The sequence below is a fragment of the Capnocytophaga periodontitidis genome (assembly GCF_016126015.1).
Classification (GTDB): Bacteria; Bacteroidota; Bacteroidia; order Flavobacteriales; family Flavobacteriaceae; genus Capnocytophaga; species Capnocytophaga periodontitidis.
Map to the genome: position 1 here is coordinate 38,584 of NZ_JAEFDB010000003.1, position 18,820 is coordinate 57,403.

The 18,820-nt window shown below is 41.8% G+C and carries 22 protein-coding genes; 1 reads left to right on the top strand and 21 read right to left on the bottom strand.

The genetic code is table 11. The features are described 5' to 3' along the window. Window positions 1-155 precede the first annotated feature (155 nt). The 14 genes from I7X29_RS06225 to I7X29_RS06290 all read right to left on the bottom strand — a co-directional run bounded on the left by I7X29_RS06225 (window position 156) and on the right by I7X29_RS06290 (window position 11,970). Entirely contained in the window at window positions 156-533 is a 378-nt protein-coding gene (locus I7X29_RS06225; protein WP_198473418.1) for a VOC family protein, read from the bottom strand. Between the two features lie 76 nt (window positions 534-609). Then, window positions 610-1,359, bottom strand: a complete 750-nt coding sequence (locus I7X29_RS06230; RefSeq protein ID WP_198473748.1) for a helix-turn-helix domain-containing protein — start codon at window positions 1,357-1,359, stop codon at window positions 610-612. Window positions 1,360-1,515: 156 nt separating this feature from the next. Beyond that, entirely contained in the window at window positions 1,516-4,008 is a 2,493-nt protein-coding gene (locus I7X29_RS06235; RefSeq protein ID WP_198473420.1) for an excinuclease ABC subunit UvrA, read from the bottom strand. Window positions 4,009-4,016: 8 nt separating this feature from the next. After that, window positions 4,017-4,373, bottom strand: coding sequence for an MmcQ/YjbR family DNA-binding protein (locus I7X29_RS06240; RefSeq protein ID WP_088595183.1), 357 nt, complete (start codon window positions 4,371-4,373; stop codon window positions 4,017-4,019). Between the two features lie 57 nt (window positions 4,374-4,430). Beyond that, window positions 4,431-4,925: a 3'-5' exonuclease gene (locus I7X29_RS06245; RefSeq protein WP_198473422.1), complete on the bottom strand. Its 495-nt coding sequence runs from the start codon at window positions 4,923-4,925 to the stop codon at window positions 4,431-4,433. A gap of 39 nt (window positions 4,926-4,964) precedes the next feature. Further along, window positions 4,965-5,783 carry an alpha/beta hydrolase gene (locus tag I7X29_RS06250; protein WP_198473424.1) on the bottom strand — a complete coding sequence of 273 codons (819 nt, stop codon included), beginning with the start codon at window positions 5,781-5,783 and terminating at the stop codon, window positions 4,965-4,967. Between the two features lie 216 nt (window positions 5,784-5,999). Beyond that, window positions 6,000-6,449, bottom strand: a complete 450-nt coding sequence (locus tag I7X29_RS06255; protein WP_198473427.1) for a hypothetical protein — start codon at window positions 6,447-6,449, stop codon at window positions 6,000-6,002. A gap of 51 nt (window positions 6,450-6,500) precedes the next feature. Beyond that, on the bottom strand, window positions 6,501-7,460 hold the full coding sequence (locus I7X29_RS06260) for a zinc-binding dehydrogenase (RefSeq protein ID WP_198473429.1): 960 nt from the start codon (window positions 7,458-7,460) through the stop codon (window positions 6,501-6,503). 12 nt (window positions 7,461-7,472) lie between these two features. Further along, the gene (locus I7X29_RS06265; protein ID WP_198473431.1) at window positions 7,473-8,183 is read right to left on the bottom strand and encodes an ATP-binding cassette domain-containing protein; all 711 of its coding nucleotides are present in this window, start codon (window positions 8,181-8,183) and stop codon (window positions 7,473-7,475) included. Beyond that, complete coding sequence (locus I7X29_RS06270) at window positions 8,180-9,721, bottom strand: ABC transporter permease/substrate-binding protein (RefSeq protein ID WP_198473433.1); 1,542 nt, start codon at window positions 9,719-9,721, stop codon at window positions 8,180-8,182. Before I7X29_RS06270 ends, I7X29_RS06265 begins: the two co-directional genes overlap by 4 nt. A 12-nt stretch (window positions 9,722-9,733) precedes the next feature. Then, a complete protein-coding gene (locus I7X29_RS06275; RefSeq protein WP_198473760.1) occupies window positions 9,734-9,919 on the bottom strand; it encodes a hypothetical protein in 186 nt (61 codons plus the stop codon). 86 nt (window positions 9,920-10,005) lie between these two features. Beyond that, the gene (locus I7X29_RS06280; RefSeq protein ID WP_225883679.1) at window positions 10,006-10,599 is read right to left on the bottom strand and encodes a Crp/Fnr family transcriptional regulator; all 594 of its coding nucleotides are present in this window, start codon (window positions 10,597-10,599) and stop codon (window positions 10,006-10,008) included. A gap of 108 nt (window positions 10,600-10,707) precedes the next feature. After that, window positions 10,708-11,322 (bottom strand): hypothetical protein, encoded by a 615-nt coding sequence (locus tag I7X29_RS06285; protein ID WP_198473435.1) that lies wholly within the window; start codon window positions 11,320-11,322, stop codon window positions 10,708-10,710. A gap of 12 nt (window positions 11,323-11,334) precedes the next feature. Further along, window positions 11,335-11,970, bottom strand: a complete 636-nt coding sequence (locus I7X29_RS06290) for an NAD(P)H-binding protein (RefSeq protein ID WP_198473437.1) — start codon at window positions 11,968-11,970, stop codon at window positions 11,335-11,337. Window positions 11,971-12,068: 98 nt separating this feature from the next. Between I7X29_RS06290 and I7X29_RS06295 the strand changes: the two genes are divergently transcribed. Continuing rightward, window positions 12,069-13,640, top strand: coding sequence for a Na+/H+ antiporter (locus tag I7X29_RS06295; RefSeq protein ID WP_198473439.1), 1,572 nt, complete (start codon window positions 12,069-12,071; stop codon window positions 13,638-13,640). 26 nt (window positions 13,641-13,666) lie between these two features. Here I7X29_RS06295 and I7X29_RS06300 read toward each other — a convergent pair whose 3' ends face one another. The 7 genes from I7X29_RS06300 to I7X29_RS06330 form a co-directional block, all read right to left on the bottom strand. Next, on the bottom strand, window positions 13,667-13,843 hold the full coding sequence (locus I7X29_RS06300; protein ID WP_157668412.1) for a hypothetical protein: 177 nt from the start codon (window positions 13,841-13,843) through the stop codon (window positions 13,667-13,669). 204 nt (window positions 13,844-14,047) lie between these two features. Continuing rightward, entirely contained in the window at window positions 14,048-14,986 is a 939-nt protein-coding gene (locus I7X29_RS06305; RefSeq protein WP_198473441.1) for an SIMPL domain-containing protein, read from the bottom strand. 8 nt (window positions 14,987-14,994) lie between these two features. Next, entirely contained in the window at window positions 14,995-15,471 is a 477-nt protein-coding gene (locus I7X29_RS06310) for a hypothetical protein (protein ID WP_198473443.1), read from the bottom strand. A gap of 1 nt (window position 15,472) precedes the next feature. Then, window positions 15,473-15,649: a hypothetical protein gene (locus tag I7X29_RS06315; protein WP_198473445.1), complete on the bottom strand. Its 177-nt coding sequence runs from the start codon at window positions 15,647-15,649 to the stop codon at window positions 15,473-15,475. Between the two features lie 19 nt (window positions 15,650-15,668). Next, entirely contained in the window at window positions 15,669-16,136 is a 468-nt protein-coding gene (locus I7X29_RS06320; protein WP_009413462.1) for a hypothetical protein, read from the bottom strand. Window positions 16,137-16,240: 104 nt separating this feature from the next. Continuing rightward, on the bottom strand, window positions 16,241-17,104 hold the full coding sequence (locus I7X29_RS06325; protein ID WP_088595163.1) for an AraC family transcriptional regulator: 864 nt from the start codon (window positions 17,102-17,104) through the stop codon (window positions 16,241-16,243). A gap of 696 nt (window positions 17,105-17,800) precedes the next feature. Beyond that, complete coding sequence (locus tag I7X29_RS06330) at window positions 17,801-18,577, bottom strand: SDR family NAD(P)-dependent oxidoreductase (protein ID WP_198473447.1); 777 nt, start codon at window positions 18,575-18,577, stop codon at window positions 17,801-17,803. Window positions 18,578-18,820 lie beyond the last annotated feature (243 nt).

An 18,820-nucleotide genomic window follows, 5' to 3' on the forward strand; every position in this document is an offset into this window, starting at 1 on the left:
ATCGAGTTTTATTCCTAACCAAATGGCGAATTACAAATGACGAATGACGAACGACGAATGACGAATTACGAATGATGAGTGCAAAAGTAGTGAATAATTAGCAAATTAAAAAATCCCTGCTGAAAGATTTCTCTTTCAGCGGGGATTTTTTATTTTTACTCAGGTGCGCAATAGGTTACGATATCAATACCGATGCCGTTGGGGTCTATAATGGCAAAATGGCGGTCGCCCCAAGGCTCTTCGCGTAAGTCTATGGCAATAGGTACGCCCTGCTCTTTTAGCTTGTGGTAATAGTCGTCTACATTCTCTACTTCAATGGTGAGGTATACACCCTGTTGGGTAAAAGGTTTTTGGAAAAGAGGTTGTTGTGAAGGGTGATTAGGCAACAAAAAACTGATTTCTGCCTCCTGATTAGGAGTGTGCAACAGCAAATAAAAGTCGTTTTCAAAAGTAACGCCAAATTGCAATACTTGGGTGTAGAAAGCCTTGCTCTCGGCTAATTTCTCGGTGATAATACCTGCGTTTAATTTCATTCTGATAATGTATTTGTTATTTGGGGGCAAAAGTACCGCAAGCGCAGGGAATACGATTGTAAAAAACGGACATTCTTCAGCCTAATACCTTGCTTGGGGTATCGCCATAGAATGTTTTAAACGATTTGATAAAATGGGCTTGGTCGTAATAAGTGTCTAAAAAAGAATAGTTGTGATAGGCTTTTGCGCTTAGTATATGTTGGAAGCGCACAATATTGCTAAAAGTCTTTGGGTTATCGCCTATGTAGTAGTCGAAAAGGCGGCGCAACTGTCGGGTGCTGATGCCGGTATCCAACTCATTGATTTGTATGTTGCCTTTGCTCTGTAATATCTGCAAAAGTGCCGAGAAAAAGCGGTTATCCATCTGCAAAGGGCGTTGTGATAGGTGACGGAGAAAATAGTTGTCTAAGCATTGTGCAATGGTAGCTAACGAAAGGGGAGTTTCTAACTGCTGAGTGATAAAAGTAGCCAGTGCAGGAACTACCTCACGCAAGGGAATTTCTTGTGCGCTGATTTCAAAAGCATCTTGACCAAAAAGTAGCGGAAAAGCACTGGGCAGAAAGCGCACCCCTACATAGTGGAAAGCCCCCGTTATAGGAAACTCTATGTATGTATTGCAATAGCCCATAACGGAACTCATCTGCGGGGCGTTGCAGTCAAAAAATAGGTCTATACAACCATCGGCAACTACTCGGTAGCAAAAAGGCGTGTTACGCGGAGGTGATTTCAGTTCCCAATAGCAATAAATAAACGAGCGCAAAGCCTCACACGGAAGAAACTCGGTATAGGTAACCTCTTTTTCTTCTGTAGGAATAACCGATTGCATAGGGTGATAATAGGGGTGAAGTGATAACACGTTGTTTGCTATTGATGAAGGGCAAAGATAGAAATAATTAGCCAATTGGCAAATGTGTTAATTATTATAAAAATCCCCGCTGGTAGGCTTTGCCTACCAGCGGGGATTTTTATAATTTTACTAGGTTTATAGATATTTTCCTGTAATACTATTGGCATTATTCTTTACTGATTGAGGGGTGCCTTGTGCTACGATTCTTCCGCCTGCGGCACCGCCACCGGGACCCATATCGATAATATAATGAGCATTGCGAATGACGTCTAAATCGTGTTCAATCACTATCACGGTAGCTCCTAAGCTAAGGAGGCTCTGAAAAACACCGAGCAGCACACGTACATCTTGCGGGTGTAGCCCTATGGTGGGTTCATCAAATACGAAAACGGTATCGCTCTGTCCTTTACCCATTTCGCTGGCTAACTTAAGGCGTTGGGCTTCTCCGCCTGAAAGCCCTGGGGTATCTTCGCCAAGCGACAAATAGCCTAATCCTAACTGTTGTAACACTTGTAGTTTTTGATTTACTAACTTCAAATCGGTAGTTACCTCTATTACTTGGTCTATACTCATACTCATCAGCTGGGGTAGACTGTATTTTTCGCCATTCTTGGCGGTGCGAAATACTTTATAGGCTTCGCGCTTGTACCTGCTCCCTTTGCAATCAGGGCACACAATATCAACATCGGGGAGGAACTGCACATCTAAGGATATTTGCCCTGTGCCGTCGCAGGTAGGGCAACGGAGGTCGCCTGTATTGTAGGAGAAGTCGCCTGCCTTATAGCCGCACTGTTTGGCATCGAGGGTTTTGGCGTAAATCTTACGGAGTTCGTCGTGAATACCGGCATAGGTAGCTACCGTAGAGCGAACATTGATACCTATAGGGGTAGCATCGATGAGCTTTACCTGACGAATACCTTCTGCTTTTACCGATTTGATGTGCTGAGGTAATTTCTTCCCCATAGCGTTTGCCTCTAAAGCGGGAATTAGGCTCTCTAACACTAAAGTAGTTTTGCCTGAGCCCGAAACCCCTGTAACTACTGTAAGTCTCCCCTTTGGAAATTCGACTTCTAAAGGGTGTACGGTGTGTATAGCATCGGTAGAGAGGTGTATGTTTCCCATAGAAAAGAGTTCGTTTTTTGGGAGTTCTGCTGGCAGTTTGCTCTCTTGCGATAAGTAAGGTGCTATTACCGATTCCTTATTTTGTGTTATTTCATCTACCGTTCCTTGTGCGATGACGGTTCCGCCATTAGTCCCTGCGCCTTTGCCCATTTCTACAATCTCATCGGCGTGAGTAAGTACTTGGGTATCGTGGTCTACCAATATCACCGAATTGCCGTCGGCTATGAGGTCGTCCATCACCCCTGTTAAGCCTTTGAGGTTGTGAGGGTGTAGCCCGATAGAGGGTTCGTCTAACACATAGAGCACCCCGGTAGTGCGGTTGCGTACAGCGCGTGCAAGCTGTACGCGCTGGCGTTCGCCAGTGGAAAGGGTAGCTGCTGCACGGTCTAAGGAGAGGTATCCCAAGCCTAAATCGATGAGGCGGTGGGCGGTATCGGTAAAGGCTTCGCAGATGTTTTTAGCCATTGGGCGCATAGCTTCTTCTAATGAATCGGGGACGCCTGCTACCCAAACCATTAACTCATCGAGCGTCATAGCCGTAGCTTGGTCTAAGCCAATGCCCCTAAGGCGTGGGGCACGTGCCGCTGGAGAAAGCCTTGTGCCGCGGCAGTCGTGGCAAACGTCTTCTTTTAGGAACTTCTCGAGGCGTTTCATTCCGCTATCGTCTTTTACCTTAGCCAAAGCGTTTTGTACGCTATACACAGCACTGTAGTAAGTAAAATCCATTTCGGCAGTTTGTCCTGTTTTGGGGTTTAGGTAGAATATATGTTTCTTTTCAGCAGGCCCGTGGTAGACTATTTCTTTTTCTTCGGGGGTTAAATCCTTGAAAGGCACATCGGTACGCACGCCCATTTCGCGGCATACATCTTTCATAAGTGACCACATCAGGGTGCCCCATACCACTACTGCTCCTTCGTCGATAGTGAGGTTTTGATCGGGGACTAACTTGCTTTCGTCTACCGTTCTGACGGTTCCTATTCCGCCACAGGTAGGGCAAGCCCCACGACTGTTGAAAGCTAAATCTTCAGCCCCAGGTCCGTAGAAATGTTCGTGGCACTCGGGGCAGGTGATTTCTTGCATAGCTGCTACAGCAAACGAAGGTTTTACATAGTGTCCGTTAGGGCAACAGTGATTGGCAAGCCTTGAGAACATCAGGCGGAGGCTGTTGAGCAATTCGGTCATTGTGCCGAAAGTACTGCGGATACCAGGTACCGTAGGGCGCTGGTGCAGTGCTAAGGAGGCTGGCACGTAGCGCACGTCGTCTACCTCAGCGCGTTCGGCTTGCGTCATTCGTCGTCTTGTGTAGGTAGAAAGCGATTCTAAGTATCTTCGTGAGCCTTCGGCATAGAGAACTCCTAAGGCAAGAGATGATTTGCCAGAGCCCGATACGCCTGCAATCCCTACAATCTTATTGAGGGGTATATCGACGTCTATATTCCTGAGGTTATGTATTTTAGCCCCTCGAACTTCAATATTTTTGGGGCGTTTAGGTTTTTCTTTTTTCATAGTTGTCATTATTTTACTAATTTGTTTTTCTGTGAAGAAGCTACTAAATCATACGATTGTTTTACATAAGCCTTGATTTTATCATCGGGCATATCTTCATTGAAACGGATACCCACCCAATACTTTTTGCTTAGGTTAAAAGGGTCTTCTACTGCCTGATAATTTGCTTTGAGTTGTTCTATCTCATCGGGGTTGCATTTGAGCGTGCATTTGTCAAACTTATTGATATCAAAGAAGCAAAACATCTTTGTACCCACATAAAAAACTAAGATTGAATCAGCATTTTTAAAGAACCCCGAAAAGGGCATTTTCTCATACGTATCAGGCAGGGATAGGCAAAAGTCTCTAAATTCTTCTATATTCATAGTGTGAGCTCCACGGGCAGTTTAGGGTTTATAATTGACATTAGTTTTTTTAAGGTCTCACTTGAAAAGTTCTAAAGCGATATGCGCACAAGCCTCGGCATCGGCTAAGGCGTGGTGATGTTGCTTTAAATCAAACCCAAAATAAGCGGATACAGTGTCTAACTTGTGATTTACGAGCTGAGGGAGGAGTTTACGCGCTTTTCGGCAGGTGCAAAAGAAAGGATTAGTATGCTGTGGGAGCTCGTAATAAGCTAATACAGCCCGCAAACAACCTTCATCAAACACACTATTATGAGCTACAAGGGGTAATTTTTTTATTTTTGGCAATATTTCTGCCCATACTTCGGGGAAGAGCGGTGCTTTTTCGGTGTCGTGCTGCGAAAGACCGTGTATTTGGGTATTGAAATAACTATAAAAGTTTGGTGCAGGTTTAATCAGTTGGTAATAAGTATCGACAATCTCGTTATTTTCTACAAAAACGAGTCCGATACTGCATACGCTACTGCGGTATTGGTTGGCGGTTTCAAAGTCTAAGGCTGCGAAAGTGTTCATTTAGGTAACAAGTAAAGTCAGTGTTATATCGAACTCACGTTATTTAAGTTGTTTTTTCATCCATTGACTTACCTCGGTGGCGGGGATATCTTCTTGGTTAGAGAAAACGTGGTCGGCTTTTGGAGTGATTGTTAATTCGGCGTTTTTGTAGAAATACAAAAGATATTCACTATACGAGTAAGGTACGGCTCTATCACCTGTTCCGTGAATGATTTTTACCTTTCCTTTGTAACGTTTAGCGGCTTCAAAAGGCTTTATGCGTTGCCCTGAAAGAATATAGTCCTTGCCTACGGTAATTTTGCCTGAGAAGAGGCTCACCTTATCGGGAACATTTAGGGGGTCGAAGGTAGTGCCAAAAAAAGACCCTTGTAACATATTATCGTGAATGATAACTGCTGGAGCCAGCATTGCCACTGCCTTGATTTTGCTCTTGCCGAGTTCTGAACTGAGCAATATTGAGATCAGCCCTCCTTGTGAATGGCCATAGATGCCTATTTTACTCACAAAAGGCAGTTGTTCAACATACTGAACAATACGGCGCGCATCTTCTAATTCGTTATCGAGGCTCATTTTCTCGAAGTCGCCATCGCTTTTCCCGTGCCCGTTGAAGTCGAAGCGCACAGAAGCAATGCCTTCTTTGGCAAGGGTCTCGGCTATAGTGATATTTATTTTCTCGTTGATATTTCCAGTAAAACCGTGAAACATAATCACCACGGGGATTTTCTTTTGGTTGAAATTGTCGGGAGTAGTAAGCACCCCTCGGAGTTTGCCTACCGCACCTTGTATTTCTATGGGTTCAGTTTTGGCATTGCCCCAAAAAAACGTCGTTAAGAACAATAAAGTCAATACTTTTTTCATCTTATCTGATATTTAGTGTTTATTATTTTACGGGGACTATATAGTTATCCATTTGAAATGACTCTGTGATGAATAATGAGAGTTCAACGTAAGTAATTGTTTAAAAATCAGCAAAGTATTTTAATCTTCCACAAAACCAGCGAGTTGGCGCTGCTGGGTAATGTGGAAGATAAATTTTTACGAAATTGACAATTTTACGTTTACTAATTTTGAAGACTACTTTTTCAATCGTTTGAAAACAAAGCGGGTGATAAAAAGCCCTGTAGAATCGTCTTTACCTGAATTACTTTCTACACCACTGGTAACAAAGGCGAGCTCCCATCCTTCTTCACTCATTGCATTGAGTTTGGAAGTGATAAGGGCATCGTTGGCAGCGATATTCTGAAAGCGAATCCCTCCGAGGTTAAAGAAGTTTAGCAACTTGGTTTCGTCAAAACCTTTGACACGAATCTCATCACGGTCGCTTTTGTTACGTTCATCCCCTTCTTCTGAACGGGTGGTGGTGAAATCCTTGTAATTGCGCTCATCGTTAGTTGAGATCAAACGAGAACGACCGATTCCATAAGGTACAACTGATTCTACAGCGGTTACTACTTTAAATTCGTAGGTTTGTGCTGTAGCTACAAAGCCCACAAGGGCTAAACAGAATAAAAAAATCTTTTTCATTGGATTTGTATTTGATGATTTAGGGGCAAAGATACGAAAATAATTAGTAAATTAGTTAATGCGCACTACTACTTTGCCATAGCCTGCACTGCTTTCAACATATTGATGAGCAGCAACTATTTCTTCTAAGGCAAATACTTTTTCGGGAGCAACGGGTACATTGTGTTCTTCAATATAAGCAAATAACTGGGTAATCTTTTCGGCATTTACACTACCTGAATAGAAAGTGGTAAGATAGGCATTGTGCAGGAGGTCGCGAGTAGGGTCAAAGTCCTCTAAATACCACTTACCGCCTAAAAGTCCTGTAGCACAGATGATGCCATATTCTTTTATATGGGCAAATGAATCCTTAATACTCGCAGGTCCCACCAACTCTAATATTTTATCAAAACACTCATCGGTAGCCAAAACGTTATCATTGTCGGCGATAATAGCATCGTAACCCAACCCCAAGAGTACAGCTGCTTTCTCAGTATTATTACCTCTGATAGAACCTACTACCCTCAGCGTAGGGTATTGAGCTTTTACTAATCGCACAAAAGTAATGCCTACCCCACTAGCAGCAGCACGCACCAGTATGGTATCAGTAGGTTTGAGTTGCAAGTTTTGCATAGAGCCAAAGGCAGTGTAGTAGGTTTCGGGTACCGCAGCAAGTTCCGCCCAACTCAGTGTGGTGGTTATGGGGTATACCTGTGCGTTGGGCAAGAGGGTATACTCGGCATAACTACCGTCAAAAGCCCTGCCCATTTCACCCATTAGCGAAACAACAGTCTGCCCTTTTTGCAAAGTAGGACTGGTAGTAGCTTCCACTACCCCTACACACTCAATGCCTAAAATACGCGGGAATATAACTGAGGGGGAATGCCCTTGCCGCGTGAATATCTCGGAACGGTTGATGCCAAAGCCTTTTACTTTTACTAACGTCCACCCCTCTTTGAGTGCTGGGATAGGGCGTTCTTCTAACTGTAATTGTTGGGCATCGCCCGCTTTGTAAATAACGATAGCTTTCATTTTTATAATTTGCTAATTCACTAATTGTCTTACAAACTCATTGGTAGGGTGTTGTTTAATCATTTCGGGGGTGTCGTATTGTTGAATAATTCCCTTATCTAATACTAATACTTTGGTACCCAGTGTTAAGGCTTCGGCTATGTCGTGAGTAACAAATACGATAGTAGCCCCTGAGAGCTGATGCAGCGCTTTGAGCTCTCGCTGTAGCTGCTGACGGGTAATGATGTCTAACGCCCCAAAAGGCTCGTCCATTAAGATGATTGAAGGGCTTGCCGCTAAGGCTCTTGCAATACCTACCCGCTGCTGCTGTCCGCCCGAAAGCTGCTGTGGGAATCGGTTGGCGAGTTCAGGGTCGAGGTTTACCTGTTGTAGTTTTTCGGTTACAATGTGTGTGATGTCGGTTTTAGAGTAGTTTTTCAGACGGAGTACATAAGCAATATTCTCAGCAACAGTGAGGTGTGGGAAGAGGATATTTCCTTGAATTACATAACCTATGTTGCGGCGTAAGGCAATGAGGTCTTCCTCCAAAATATTCTTGCCGTCAATGTATATTTCGCCCTTGTCGGGCAATACCAATCCGTTAATCATTTTTAGTACGGTGGTTTTGCCAGAGCCTGAAGTGCCTATGATAGTGAGGAAAGTGCCGCTTTCAATGGTCAGATTGAAGTCAGCAATAATTTCCTTACCATTATAATTTTTGTGTATATGAGAAAAAGTAATCATCGTTGTGGGTCTAAAAGTCCTTTTTGTAGCAGATAGTTCTTAGCAACTTCTTCAGGTCGTTTCCTTTCAGTTTCTACTAAGAAGTTGAGGTGCGCCATCGTGGTATTGTCTATTAGCTGGTTCAGCTTTGCCAAAGTAGTGCGCAGGGTGGGGTAGGAGGTCAGTAGCTCGGTGCGTACCACCGTACCTGCCTTGTAGGAGGGGTACATATTGCGGTCGTCTTGCAGTACCACCACCTCACTGATAGAAAGTTGTCCGTCGGTAGTGAATACTACCATAGCATCAATTTTTTTATCACGCATCGCTTGGTATTTCAGTCCGATGTCCATATCGATTACTTTACCAAAGTGCATACCATAGACTTCTTGCAGTTGCTTGTAGCCGTCTTCGCGCTCGAAGAAATCATATTCAGCTCCAAAGATAAGTCGCTCGCTCACCTTAGCCAAGTCAGTAAAGGTTTTGAGCTGGTATTTTTGAGCCATTTCCTTGCTCACTGCCAAGCTATAAGTATTGTTGAAGCCATATAGGTTAGCCCATTCCAATCCGTATTGCTTTTTATAGGCAGTTTCTAAGTCGGCGAACTTGTTCTCGTTGTAAGGGTCTTTGCGCTTGAGTACTGCTTCCCACGCGGTGCCAGTGTACTCGGGGTACATATCAAAGTCTCCGCGCAACATTGCTGGGTGAATGTTGGAGGTGCCACCCCCTACACCATTGGTCAGTCGCACCGAAAGCCCCGTGTCTTGTTCAATAAGCAAAGAAAGCATCTGCCCCAGCAAATAGCTCTCAGTCATCGGTTTGGTAGCGATATGTATATCCTTTGTTTTCTTAGGTGAAAGCACAAAGAACAAGGTGATGAGTAAAGCCAACACTCCTATCCCTACCAGCTTTAGCGGATTGCGCTTATAGACAACTTCACGGTGCACCAATCGTTGCTCTACTTTTGCCAAAAGAAAATCAAAACCTAAAGCCAAGAGCGCAATCAGCACACTGCCTATGAGGGTCATCGCACTATTATTGGTAGTGATACCTCTGTAGATAGCCACCCCCAAGCCCCCAGCACCTACAAACGAGGCAATCCCTGCCAGCGCAATGGTCATCGTTACCATATTGCGAATGCCCGACATTAGTACAGGCAGGGCTAAAGGAAGTTTGATTTTCCAAAGCAGTTGCCTGCGGGTGCTACCCATTGCCTCTGCAGCTTCTACAATCAGCGGATTGATTTGGGTAATACCCGTATAAGTACTGCGGATAATAGGCAGTAAAGCATAGAGTATTAGAGCAATAAGAGCCGTGAGGTTCCCTACCCCCGTAATAGTGATAAAGAAACCCAATAAAGCGATAGAGGGGATAGTATAGAGCACATTCACAGCCCCCAAGAGCCAAACAGCATACTTGCGGTACTCGCTGATAAAGATCCCCAAAAGCACCCCTATAAACGTTGCGATAACAATTGCCAAGAGCGAGATAAGTAAATGCTCAGCAGTCAGGTGCAGGAAGAACGGCGCTTCCTCACGAAGAAGAGTGATAAAATTTACCAATGTGTTGATGTGTTAATTTGCCAATATGATAATGGCGCAAAGATAAAAATAATTAGCCAATTGCCTTGCTTCTTCTAAAGTAATGGTTTTGCCTACAGCACCAGCTTCGTGTAGGTCACCGAATACTTCTATACGGATAGACTGATTGAGACCGCTGTTTCCTAAGCCTATAACGGCAATTTTTTGTTCTGTTTTCATTTTAATAATATGTTTAAAATTCTGGTGCAAAGGTACGGCAATACGGCAGGCGAAAGCAATAAAGTATTTTAAGAAATACCCTTAAACTATTTTAATCTTAACAATTCGGCTTTTACATTGCTAAGCGATACGGGAGTAATCCCCAAAAAAGCAGCAATTTGCGTTTGTGGTAGTCGTTGTAGTAGGTGAGGATAGGCTTGGGTGAAGTAACGGTATTTTTCTTGTGCCGAAGCGCTAATACTCAATAGGAAGCGTTGTTGAAGTTGGGTATAGGCTTCTTCTATCAACACGCGGAAGATGCGGTTAAACTTAGGCGAATAGCCGTAGAGTTGAAATAAATCCTCTCGTTTTATTTGTAGTACAGTGGTGTTTTCAAGGGCATCGATACTAAACTCTGAAGGTGTTTCTTTATAGAGACTCATTAGGTTGGATATCCACTCGTTTTCAGCAGCGAAATGTACAATATGCTGGGTGCCTTTCTCGTTGATGGTGTACATCCGTAGGCAACCGCTCACTACAAAATTGAGCACGTGGCACACATCGCCTTCCTGCAGTATGTATTGCTTCTTGCGGTACAAACGTGGCTGAAAAGCCTCAGTTACATAGGCTTTCTCTTCGGCGTTAAGCGGAATAATCTTCTCAAAATGATTGATAATTGGGGTGATATAGGGTTCCATCATATTGTTTTAGAAGACAAAGGTAGAAAACAATCAATAAATTAACAAATTTAGGTTTTATAACTTTTTAAAAATACAGTTACTAAATTAAATAGGTATATAGTTAGTAGGTTATAGTAAGCTGCTATTATCTATAGTTTTAAAATTATCAATAAAATAGGCATTGTCGAAATCCGCAGCAACAGCCTCAAAGGTAGTTTTAGGAGCTCCAAGTTTGTTGAACAAAGCCTGTTCTAACTCTTCAAAAGAGCCATCATAAAACATAAATTCCTCTAAATGAGTTCCATTATCGGCTAAATAGATCACCCTATCTCCTCCTAAGGCTGTGATAATACATTGCATATATTTACGCCATTCATTACGGGCGATAGCATCTTTCAGCTCAAACCATTGCCAATACCGGTAAGGCGGATTATCAAGTACTATTTGTGATTCATAAAAGCTTAGCCCTAATGTAAAAGGGCCTTCAAATTCAATTTGTTTCCATTTTTCATAAGTAAAATATTCATCCTCTTCAAAGAAAGTCCATTCCCGCTTATCATCGATTTTTCTTATCATTTGTGTATCATCTTCACCATACCAGCGCAGAGCAAAAGTCCTTAAAAATTCACTATTAGGGAATTTACAATCGTTTAAGATTTCTTTGATTTCGCTGGCTATATCCTGAAAGTTTCGACCTTTGTACTGAATATTATGATTTCCAACAGGTATAAGAGAGGTTCCCATAATTAAAGATTATTATAAAAATATTTCGTCAAGGGTAAAAGTATGTAAGCCCTTAGCTACTGTAGCAACTTCTTTACGCATTCTCTGAGCAAGAACAGCTGTTGGCATAGGGCGGTAACGTTTTAAAATACCTAATTTGTTTAAAAAATTAAAGGCTTTTACTGTGAAGTTTTCGCCACTTCTGTCGCTATTAGAGCGGATGAGTACAGAGGGCTGAAAGATGAGTAAGCAAGAGAAATCAAGTGCTTTTATAGCGTCCTCCAACTGCCCTTTCATACGGTTGTAGAACAATTTAGACTGCGCTGTAGCTCCTGCTGCCGAGACGAGCACAAAGGTGGGTACACCATTGGCTTTACACTGCTGGGCAAAGGCGTACTGATAGTCGTAATCCACACGCCATTGAGCATCTTTGCTGCCTGCCACGGCTAAGGTAGTTCCCAAGCAAGAGAAAGCTACATCGCCGTGCAACAAATCTGCCCACGCCTCAGGGGTATCAAAATCAACCACGTGAGCGTGTAGCTTGGGGTGGGTGAGGGCTAAGGGTTTACGCACAAAGCAATGTACTTCAGCATAAGTGTCGTCAGCTAAAAGTTGCGACAATAAATCTTTTCCGGTAGCGCCCGTAGCGCCGATGATAAGTGCTTTCATAATAATTGATTTATTAGTGCAAAGATACAAAAAAAAAGTCATCAATTATGATTAAAAAATATTTTTTACTATTTTTGCCGCCTCATAATTAATGACCTATGGTACAATATTTCCCTTACTTATTACTTTTGATGGTGGCTATTATGCTACTGATAATGTTTGCAAACCGGCTCAAGGTAGCGTACCCTATTCTTTTGGTGTTAGGAGGATTGGCAATTAGCTTTATTCCCAATGTCCCAACCATTACACTGAATCCTGATTTGGTACTCATCATTTTCTTACCGCCTCTTCTGTATGCCGATGTTTTTTCGCTATCACTGAAAGAGATGTGGAAGTGGCGCCGCATTATCTTTAGCTTTGCCTTTATTGTAGTTTTTATTACGGCTGCTGCGGTGGCGTGGGTAGCCAATATGGTATTCCCTGGGTTTTCATTGGCGTTAGGTTTCCTTTTGGGGGGCGTGATAGGCTCTACCGATGCCGTGAGTGCAGCAGCGATTATGAAGTTTGTAAAGGTGCCTAAACGCATTTCAACCATCATAGAAAGCGAGAGTTTGCTAAACGATGCTTCTTCACTAATAGTTTTTAGGTTTGCCGCTTTGGTAGTAACTACCGGTCAGCTGGTATGGACGGATATAGCGCTAAATTTCCTTTGGGTAGCTATTGGCGGAACGCTTATAGGCTTGGCAGTAGCGTGGGTGATGCGCAAGCTAAACAAATTTTTCCCTACCGATGCTAATATGGATATTATCCTTACCTTTATTGCTCCTTATATAATGTATATTGTAGCTAACGAAATGGGAGTGTCGGGAGTGTTGGCAGTAGTGGCTGGGGGTATGTATATGTCGTTCCACATTACTAGTATTCTTGCTGCCTCTACATACAACAAAGCGGTAGCGGTATGGGATATTTTAGGCTTTGTACTCAATGGTCTTGCCTTTATGCTGATAGGTCTTGCTTTGCCTGATGTACTCGAGAGTATAGAAGCCGAAGGTATGAGTCTTGCTACAGCTACAAATTATGGGTTGCTCATCACAGGGGTAGTAGTAGGGGTACGACTGCTATCGTCATACGGGGCTTTACTCATTACTCAAGTAATGAAACACTTTATCACAGTAGCCGACAGGCGGAACCTTGGCTTTCGGTTACCTTTGGTACTTGGTTGGGCAGGAATGCGCGGGGTGCTTTCACTCGCGGTAGCCCTTTCTATTCCTCTAACTTTAGAGAACGGTGAGCCTTTTCCGCATCGCAGCCTGATTCTCTACATTACTTTTATAGTGATATTGGCAACCCTACTCGTACAAGGGCTTAGTTTGCCAGCGCTTATTCGATGGGCTAAATTCCCTGATTATGAAGACCATATTCCTGAAGCTGAAGCCGAAAGTCTTATTCGTAAATCATTAGCGCAAGCGGCTTTAGATTATATGCAAAAGCATTACAAAGAAGGAATAAACGATAGTCTTCTATTACAGAATCAGAAAGATATATGGCAATACCAACTCGATTTGTCGAAGAGCAATACTACTCCTGAAGAGCGAAAGAAATACGTTGCTATTTTGCATCATCAGCGGGAGATATTACAACAACTGAATAAGAACCCACGTATTGATGAGGAGCAAATACGCAATTTCCACCGGCAGTTGAATTTAGAAGAAGAAAAATGGGAAGAGTGAATTATAAGAATATTTTTTGAATATCATTATTCGTATTTTTCTATATCAGCATTAGGATTATACAATCCGATAAGGCTTGCAAAGTAAGGATAAACACTATTATACACCTCAAATTTGGTAGTTTTCGGCGATTGAATTTCTACCAAAAAGTCATTTCTCAATATTCCTCCCGCGTTTTGATAATCTTTATCAGTGCTTTCCATATAAAATAAGTTGTTATTTTGTCGCAAAAAAGTGTATTTTTGCGACAAAACTAATACCTAAAACCTGACACCTGAACTCTATACTTTCTTCAAAAAAAGAATCTTCTATATCGCTTACCACTACTACAAAGTTATTGATACATATTAAGTTGGTAATTCATCGGTTGTAACCGATGAATTACAAGAGTATTTTGAGGGTATCAGCTAAGGCAAGTTTATCTTCTTGAGTTCGCCAGCAGGGGTGAGCAATAGTGCCTCTTTATTTTTATATTTATCAGGGCGATTTATACTCATTTTTATTTCATAGACTACTTGTATCATAGGTTCTACGATAATAGGGTTGAGCACCACATCAAAATCTCGATTAGCAATAGGTCGGTAATACTGAGTAGTAGACTTGTTGGCTTGCACGACATTGCCTGCTCGCTTGCCTTGTAAGGATGCACTACTATAGGCTTCGTAGCTACTATATTGTTCAGTAGGGGAAATGTACAAAAAACCATCAACAACCTTCTTTTCAGCGGAGGCAAAGCTTTCCCCAAGGGTAGTTTCATAGGCCTTTTGTTTTTCAGCAAAGGCAGATTTTACCTTGTCCTTCAGTTCTTTTTTTACCGTCTCTAACTGGCTACTATAGTAGTCCATACGTACAAGGTCGTAAATCTCGTTATTAGTCAGTAGAGTGATTAACTCATTGAGTCGGGAGGCTTCATTGATTTTGATATGTAGGTTTTGCTTGAGTTCAAAGCCTACAGGAACTTCATTGTAGGTGCGCTTGCTAAAGACTTTCTTCTCGGTCTCGTATTCGTACATAGGCACAAAGGAGATCATATCTACAAAAGCCTCCATATTCTTAGCCTTTAGGGCAGAGAGCACAGGCGAAAGACGCTGACTCATTAGGGAGGTAGCCTCTTCAGCACTCTTGCCTACCTGTACCACACTGAAGATCGCCACAAAAGCATCGGCTTTGATATTAGCCAGTCCCTTGGCTGAGACTACCATTTCGTAATTGGTAGGGAAATCAAGAGAATAGTCGTTGTTATTCAAGCTATTTCGGCCTCTGTTTTGGTAATTGAGGTTTCCTGAGGCCTGTCCAAAACCGAGCATTGTGCTCACAAGGGCTACGGAGAAAAAGAGATGTTTCATATTATTTTTTATTTAATATTTAGCGGTATAATAGCTCCTACTGAAAGGCGGAATTTACCCGTGTCAAAAGGATAGTTGTTACTCATTTTACCCCAAGGGAATGCGTAGCCTGCTTTTATGTAGAAAATAAAAATTTGGATACCTGCTTCGGGGGCGAAGTAATAAGGGGAGAAATTCAGTTGAGGGCGCAACATTAGCATAGGGATATCTATAAAACCACTGTGAGAATCATCAGCTCTGATCCACGCCGAGAGTTGCGCTTCGGGGATAGCGACTAATCCGTTTTCCGAACGGAAGTTTCCTGCCAATCCCACTGATAGTGCCAACTTATTGCTGTCATAATAGTTGAGATGCACTCCTAACTGTCCGTAGCTACTACCTTGTTTGAGGTAACTCGCATCTATAATCAGGGTTTTGTCTTTCGAGGTTTGGGCTACGGCTGGAAGTGCTGCCCATACACATAGCAGTAAAAAGAGTTTTTTCATTTTAATTATCGTATTTTTCAAGTATATTACTCACTATCAAAGCTATTAAATAAGCTATCACCAAACACGTATCCCCTACAATTGCCAAAGGAAACAAGAGAATTGTCCTTAGTATGCTCCCAAAGGTCTTTTGGCGTTTCTCTAAAAGGTGTAGGGTAATGAATATGTTCAAATTCATAGTGTATTATGTGTTTTTACTAATCCTTCTTCACATCCATACGGTAGCTGCGGTGGCAGGCTACACAGTTGCCGAGTAGGGCAGTTACTTGTTGTTGTGTAACTTTAGGGTCGAAGTTCTTTTCGGCGCTATTGGCAATGCTATCGAATTTAGCGTGCGTGTCGAAGCCTATAGTTTTGAATCCCATAGGGATAGAAGCTATGAGTCCTGCAGGAGCGTGATGAGCTACCGAACCTCCTGAACTGCGTGCTGCTTCCACTATCAGTGAGGAATCGTTTTGCTCAATTCCCATATTGATTTGATGTAAGGTTTCTACAAAATTGCGCATTTCGCTCATTACAAAATCACGGTTCGGCTGACTTACCACAATACTTGTACGTGAGTCGCCTTCAATTACTTGGGTATTTCCTACAAATAATTTGCGTACCAATACTACATTGGCAGCGAGTGATAGCACCAAAAGAGCTATAAAACTCATCTTTTTCATACGTCTATTAATAAAATAATTGATGTTAGTTACTTATATAAGAGTTTTTATTGTTCTATATATTTAGTATGTTATGCCATATATGAACGGATTTTAGAGATAAATTATACGATTATTTTTTTGAAAAAAGAAGGGGCTATTCCATTCAGGCGTTTGAAGAAGCGAATAAAATTGGAAGAATTTTCAAAGCCGAGAGTATAGGCAATTTTACTCACGGAGTCATCAGTGTAGGTAAGTAGACGCTTAGCTTCGAGAGAAAGCCGCTCGTTGATGAGAGCCAAAGGTGTTTGTTGTATGAGCTCGTTGGTACAGTTAGTGAGGTTTTTAGTGGAGATATGTAACAGCTTGGCATACTCTTTTACGGTGTGTAGTGTTTTGAAATGCTGTTCTACTGCTTCACAAAAACGTATAAAAAGCAGATGTTTGGGGTCGTTTATTGAGAGTTGTTTTCGGTCTTCTTTAAGGAAAAAGCGTTGTATTTTGATGAGTAGGAGATGCAATAAGTTTTTTAAATAATCAGTGTGAGCAAAGGCTTCAGAGTTTTCTAATTCTTCCTGCATCTTATCTATAAGCTGATGCCATTTAGGCACTTCCTCAGGAGCTAATGATAGATAAGGCTTTTGCGAAAAAGTATCGAAGATGTTATGTTTTAAGAAGATGTCAAGTGTATCAACTTCATCGGCTAAGAAAATTTTGTTGAAGTGAATAACAAAACCTTCATAAGGCTGGTTGTCGAAGGCGTGTATTTGTCCTTTACCAATAAAAAAGAGTTGATGAGGGCTTACCTCGTATTCTTTGAAATCTACATAGTGTGTGCCTTTACCTTTAGCAAACCATATGATTTGGTAAAAGTTATGTGTATGTGCCTTTTGGGTATAAGTAGTGTTCTTTTCAAGGTACTCATTTAGAGGAACGAGCTCAAGTTGTAAGGCAGTAGGGGTGTCTTTGTGTGGGTTATATTTTTCCATTTGTCTATAATATAGTTTAGCTATTTTTGCAAAGAGTTATCAATTTGTTAAGTCAATTGGCGAATGAGATAACATACTGACAGCACCTGAAGAAAGAGATTCATCCCCGTACCTTCAAGCGTTTCGTCAGTGAAAATATTCATTTGTTATTATATAATAGGCAAAGGTAATAAAAAAAATAATATAGTAACAAATAAATTAATTAACAAATAAAAACAATAGTAGCTATAAGTGCTTATTTTTATTAGCAGATTAACAAATTTGTCAGATAATCTTTTTTGACCTCTATATTGCCTGCGAAGGTTGCCCCACTGATATTAAAAGGAGTTGTAATGAGGTGCAGGCCGTTTTTAGAAGGGACTACACTCACCAGCTTTTCTTCTCCATAGGGTTTACTTCTGCTAATTGCTTTCGTATGGTAGCTATCATTGTCTATAGCTTGCTTATTTCATCTATATGTATAATCCAATTCTTACCCATCTTTTTTATAGAGGTCTTCCCCTTCTTTTATCTGATATAACTTTATGATATGAGCGTACTTGTGTAGCTCTGCAACATCCTTCTTGCTGGTTCGTTTTTCACTTGTAAAAGGCGTGTGTTTATGAGCTTGGCAAGTATATCGGAATTATCGGTGTGCATATAACCTACCTGAAATTGAGAGGATAAAGATAGTAATAATTAGCAAATTAGCAAATTTTAATTTGTGGTGAGCCCGCCATCTACGGCAAGCACAGTGCCTGTAATCCACGAAGCATTGTCGCTGGCTAAGAATACACAAGCTTTGGCTATATCTTCAGGCGTGCCAATGTGTTGCAACGGGTATATTTCCTTTACTATAGTCTCAAAAGCGGCTTGCTTTTCGGGGGTGAGAGCTTGCAAATTGCGGTTGAATTGCGGGGTAGAAATACTTCCAGGGGCAATGGCATTTACGCGTACGCCCAACTGTCCTATTTCAAAAGCTAAAGCCTTGGTAAAAGAGTTCAAAGCTCCTTTAGTAGCTGAATAGACGGTGGTCGCGCGGTTAGGAAGCATTCGGTGCGCAAAATACGACGAGATATTAATGACATTCCCCTTGCTTTTCACCAAAGCAGGAAGCAGACTTTGGGTAAGGAAATAAGGCGCTTTTACATTCAGGTTGAAGTGAGCATCGTATAAGGTGTTGTCCACTTGCTCAAAAGGCACAAACTTCCCCAAACCGGCGTTGTTTACTAAAATATCTACCGTAGGCAACAGTCGCTCAATGTCTTTCACTACCTCAGTTACTGTCTCTGTTTTTGATAAATCAGCAGAGAGAGTGTGTACTTGCACGGCAAACTCATTTAGTAGCTCTTGTTGGGCTCTTTGTAGTTTCTCAGGGTCTTTGCCTATGAGCAATAGGTTCGCGCCCTCACGGGCAAAGGCTTTGGCTATTCCTAAGCCAATACCATCACTTCCGCCGGTAATCACGGCATTCTTGTTGTTTAAGTTTTTCATTTTAATATTTGTTTATTGATTTTATATTTTCTTCGTTTATACCATTTTACCAAGGAAACATACAGTACTGCCTGAGGAAATGATATTGCGTAAGAGGTTAAAAACTTCACGCTCCAATCACTCCAAAGATTCAACTTATCACTTGTGATAAAGCTGTTTACCAAGCAAAGTGGTGTCGCTATAAAAAAGACAAATTGCAGAGTTTGTTTAAGTTCTGTATTCATTTGTTGATTATCTTCTTTA

Excerpts from the sequence above, each read along its gene's own strand:
- I7X29_RS06275 (WP_198473760.1), bottom strand. The coding sequence starts at position 9,919 with ATGAAAACAGAACAAAAAATTGCCGTTATAGGCTTAGGAAACAGCGGT.
- I7X29_RS06325 (WP_088595163.1), bottom strand. The coding sequence starts at position 17,104 with ATGGAAAAATATAACCCACACAAAGACACCCCTACTGCCTTACAACTT.
- I7X29_RS06280 (WP_225883679.1), bottom strand. The coding sequence starts at position 10,599 with ATGATGGAACCCTATATCACCCCAATTATCAATCATTTTGAGAAGATT.
- I7X29_RS06330 (WP_198473447.1), bottom strand. The coding sequence starts at position 18,577 with ATGAAAAACTTAAACAACAAGAATGCCGTGATTACCGGCGGAAGTGAT.
- I7X29_RS06245 (WP_198473422.1), bottom strand. The coding sequence starts at position 4,925 with ATGAACACTTTCGCAGCCTTAGACTTTGAAACCGCCAACCAATACCGC.
- I7X29_RS06255 (WP_198473427.1), bottom strand. The coding sequence starts at position 6,449 with ATGAAAAAGATTTTTTTATTCTGTTTAGCCCTTGTGGGCTTTGTAGCT.
- I7X29_RS06260 (WP_198473429.1), bottom strand. The coding sequence starts at position 7,460 with ATGAAAGCTATCGTTATTTACAAAGCGGGCGATGCCCAACAATTACAG.
- I7X29_RS06315 (WP_198473445.1), bottom strand. The coding sequence starts at position 15,649 with ATGAATTTGAACATATTCATTACCCTACACCTTTTAGAGAAACGCCAA.
- I7X29_RS06250 (WP_198473424.1), bottom strand. The coding sequence starts at position 5,783 with ATGAAAAAAGTATTGACTTTATTGTTCTTAACGACGTTTTTTTGGGGC.
- I7X29_RS06300 (WP_157668412.1), bottom strand. The coding sequence starts at position 13,843 with ATGGAAAGCACTGATAAAGATTATCAAAACGCGGGAGGAATATTGAGA.
- I7X29_RS06295 (WP_198473439.1), top strand. The coding sequence starts at position 12,069 with ATGGTACAATATTTCCCTTACTTATTACTTTTGATGGTGGCTATTATG.
- I7X29_RS06235 (WP_198473420.1), bottom strand. The coding sequence starts at position 4,008 with ATGAAAAAAGAAAAACCTAAACGCCCCAAAAATATTGAAGTTCGAGGG.
- I7X29_RS06310 (WP_198473443.1), bottom strand. The coding sequence starts at position 15,471 with ATGAAAAAACTCTTTTTACTGCTATGTGTATGGGCAGCACTTCCAGCC.
- I7X29_RS06290 (WP_198473437.1), bottom strand. The coding sequence starts at position 11,970 with ATGAAAGCACTTATCATCGGCGCTACGGGCGCTACCGGAAAAGATTTA.
- I7X29_RS06285 (WP_198473435.1), bottom strand. The coding sequence starts at position 11,322 with ATGGGAACCTCTCTTATACCTGTTGGAAATCATAATATTCAGTACAAA.
- I7X29_RS06225 (WP_198473418.1), bottom strand. The coding sequence starts at position 533 with ATGAAATTAAACGCAGGTATTATCACCGAGAAATTAGCCGAGAGCAAG.
- I7X29_RS06265 (WP_198473431.1), bottom strand. The coding sequence starts at position 8,183 with ATGATTACTTTTTCTCATATACACAAAAATTATAATGGTAAGGAAATT.
- I7X29_RS06240 (WP_088595183.1), bottom strand. The coding sequence starts at position 4,373 with ATGAATATAGAAGAATTTAGAGACTTTTGCCTATCCCTGCCTGATACG.
- I7X29_RS06305 (WP_198473441.1), bottom strand. The coding sequence starts at position 14,986 with ATGAAACATCTCTTTTTCTCCGTAGCCCTTGTGAGCACAATGCTCGGT.
- I7X29_RS06230 (WP_198473748.1), bottom strand. The coding sequence starts at position 1,359 with ATGCAATCGGTTATTCCTACAGAAGAAAAAGAGGTTACCTATACCGAG.
- I7X29_RS06320 (WP_009413462.1), bottom strand. The coding sequence starts at position 16,136 with ATGAAAAAGATGAGTTTTATAGCTCTTTTGGTGCTATCACTCGCTGCC.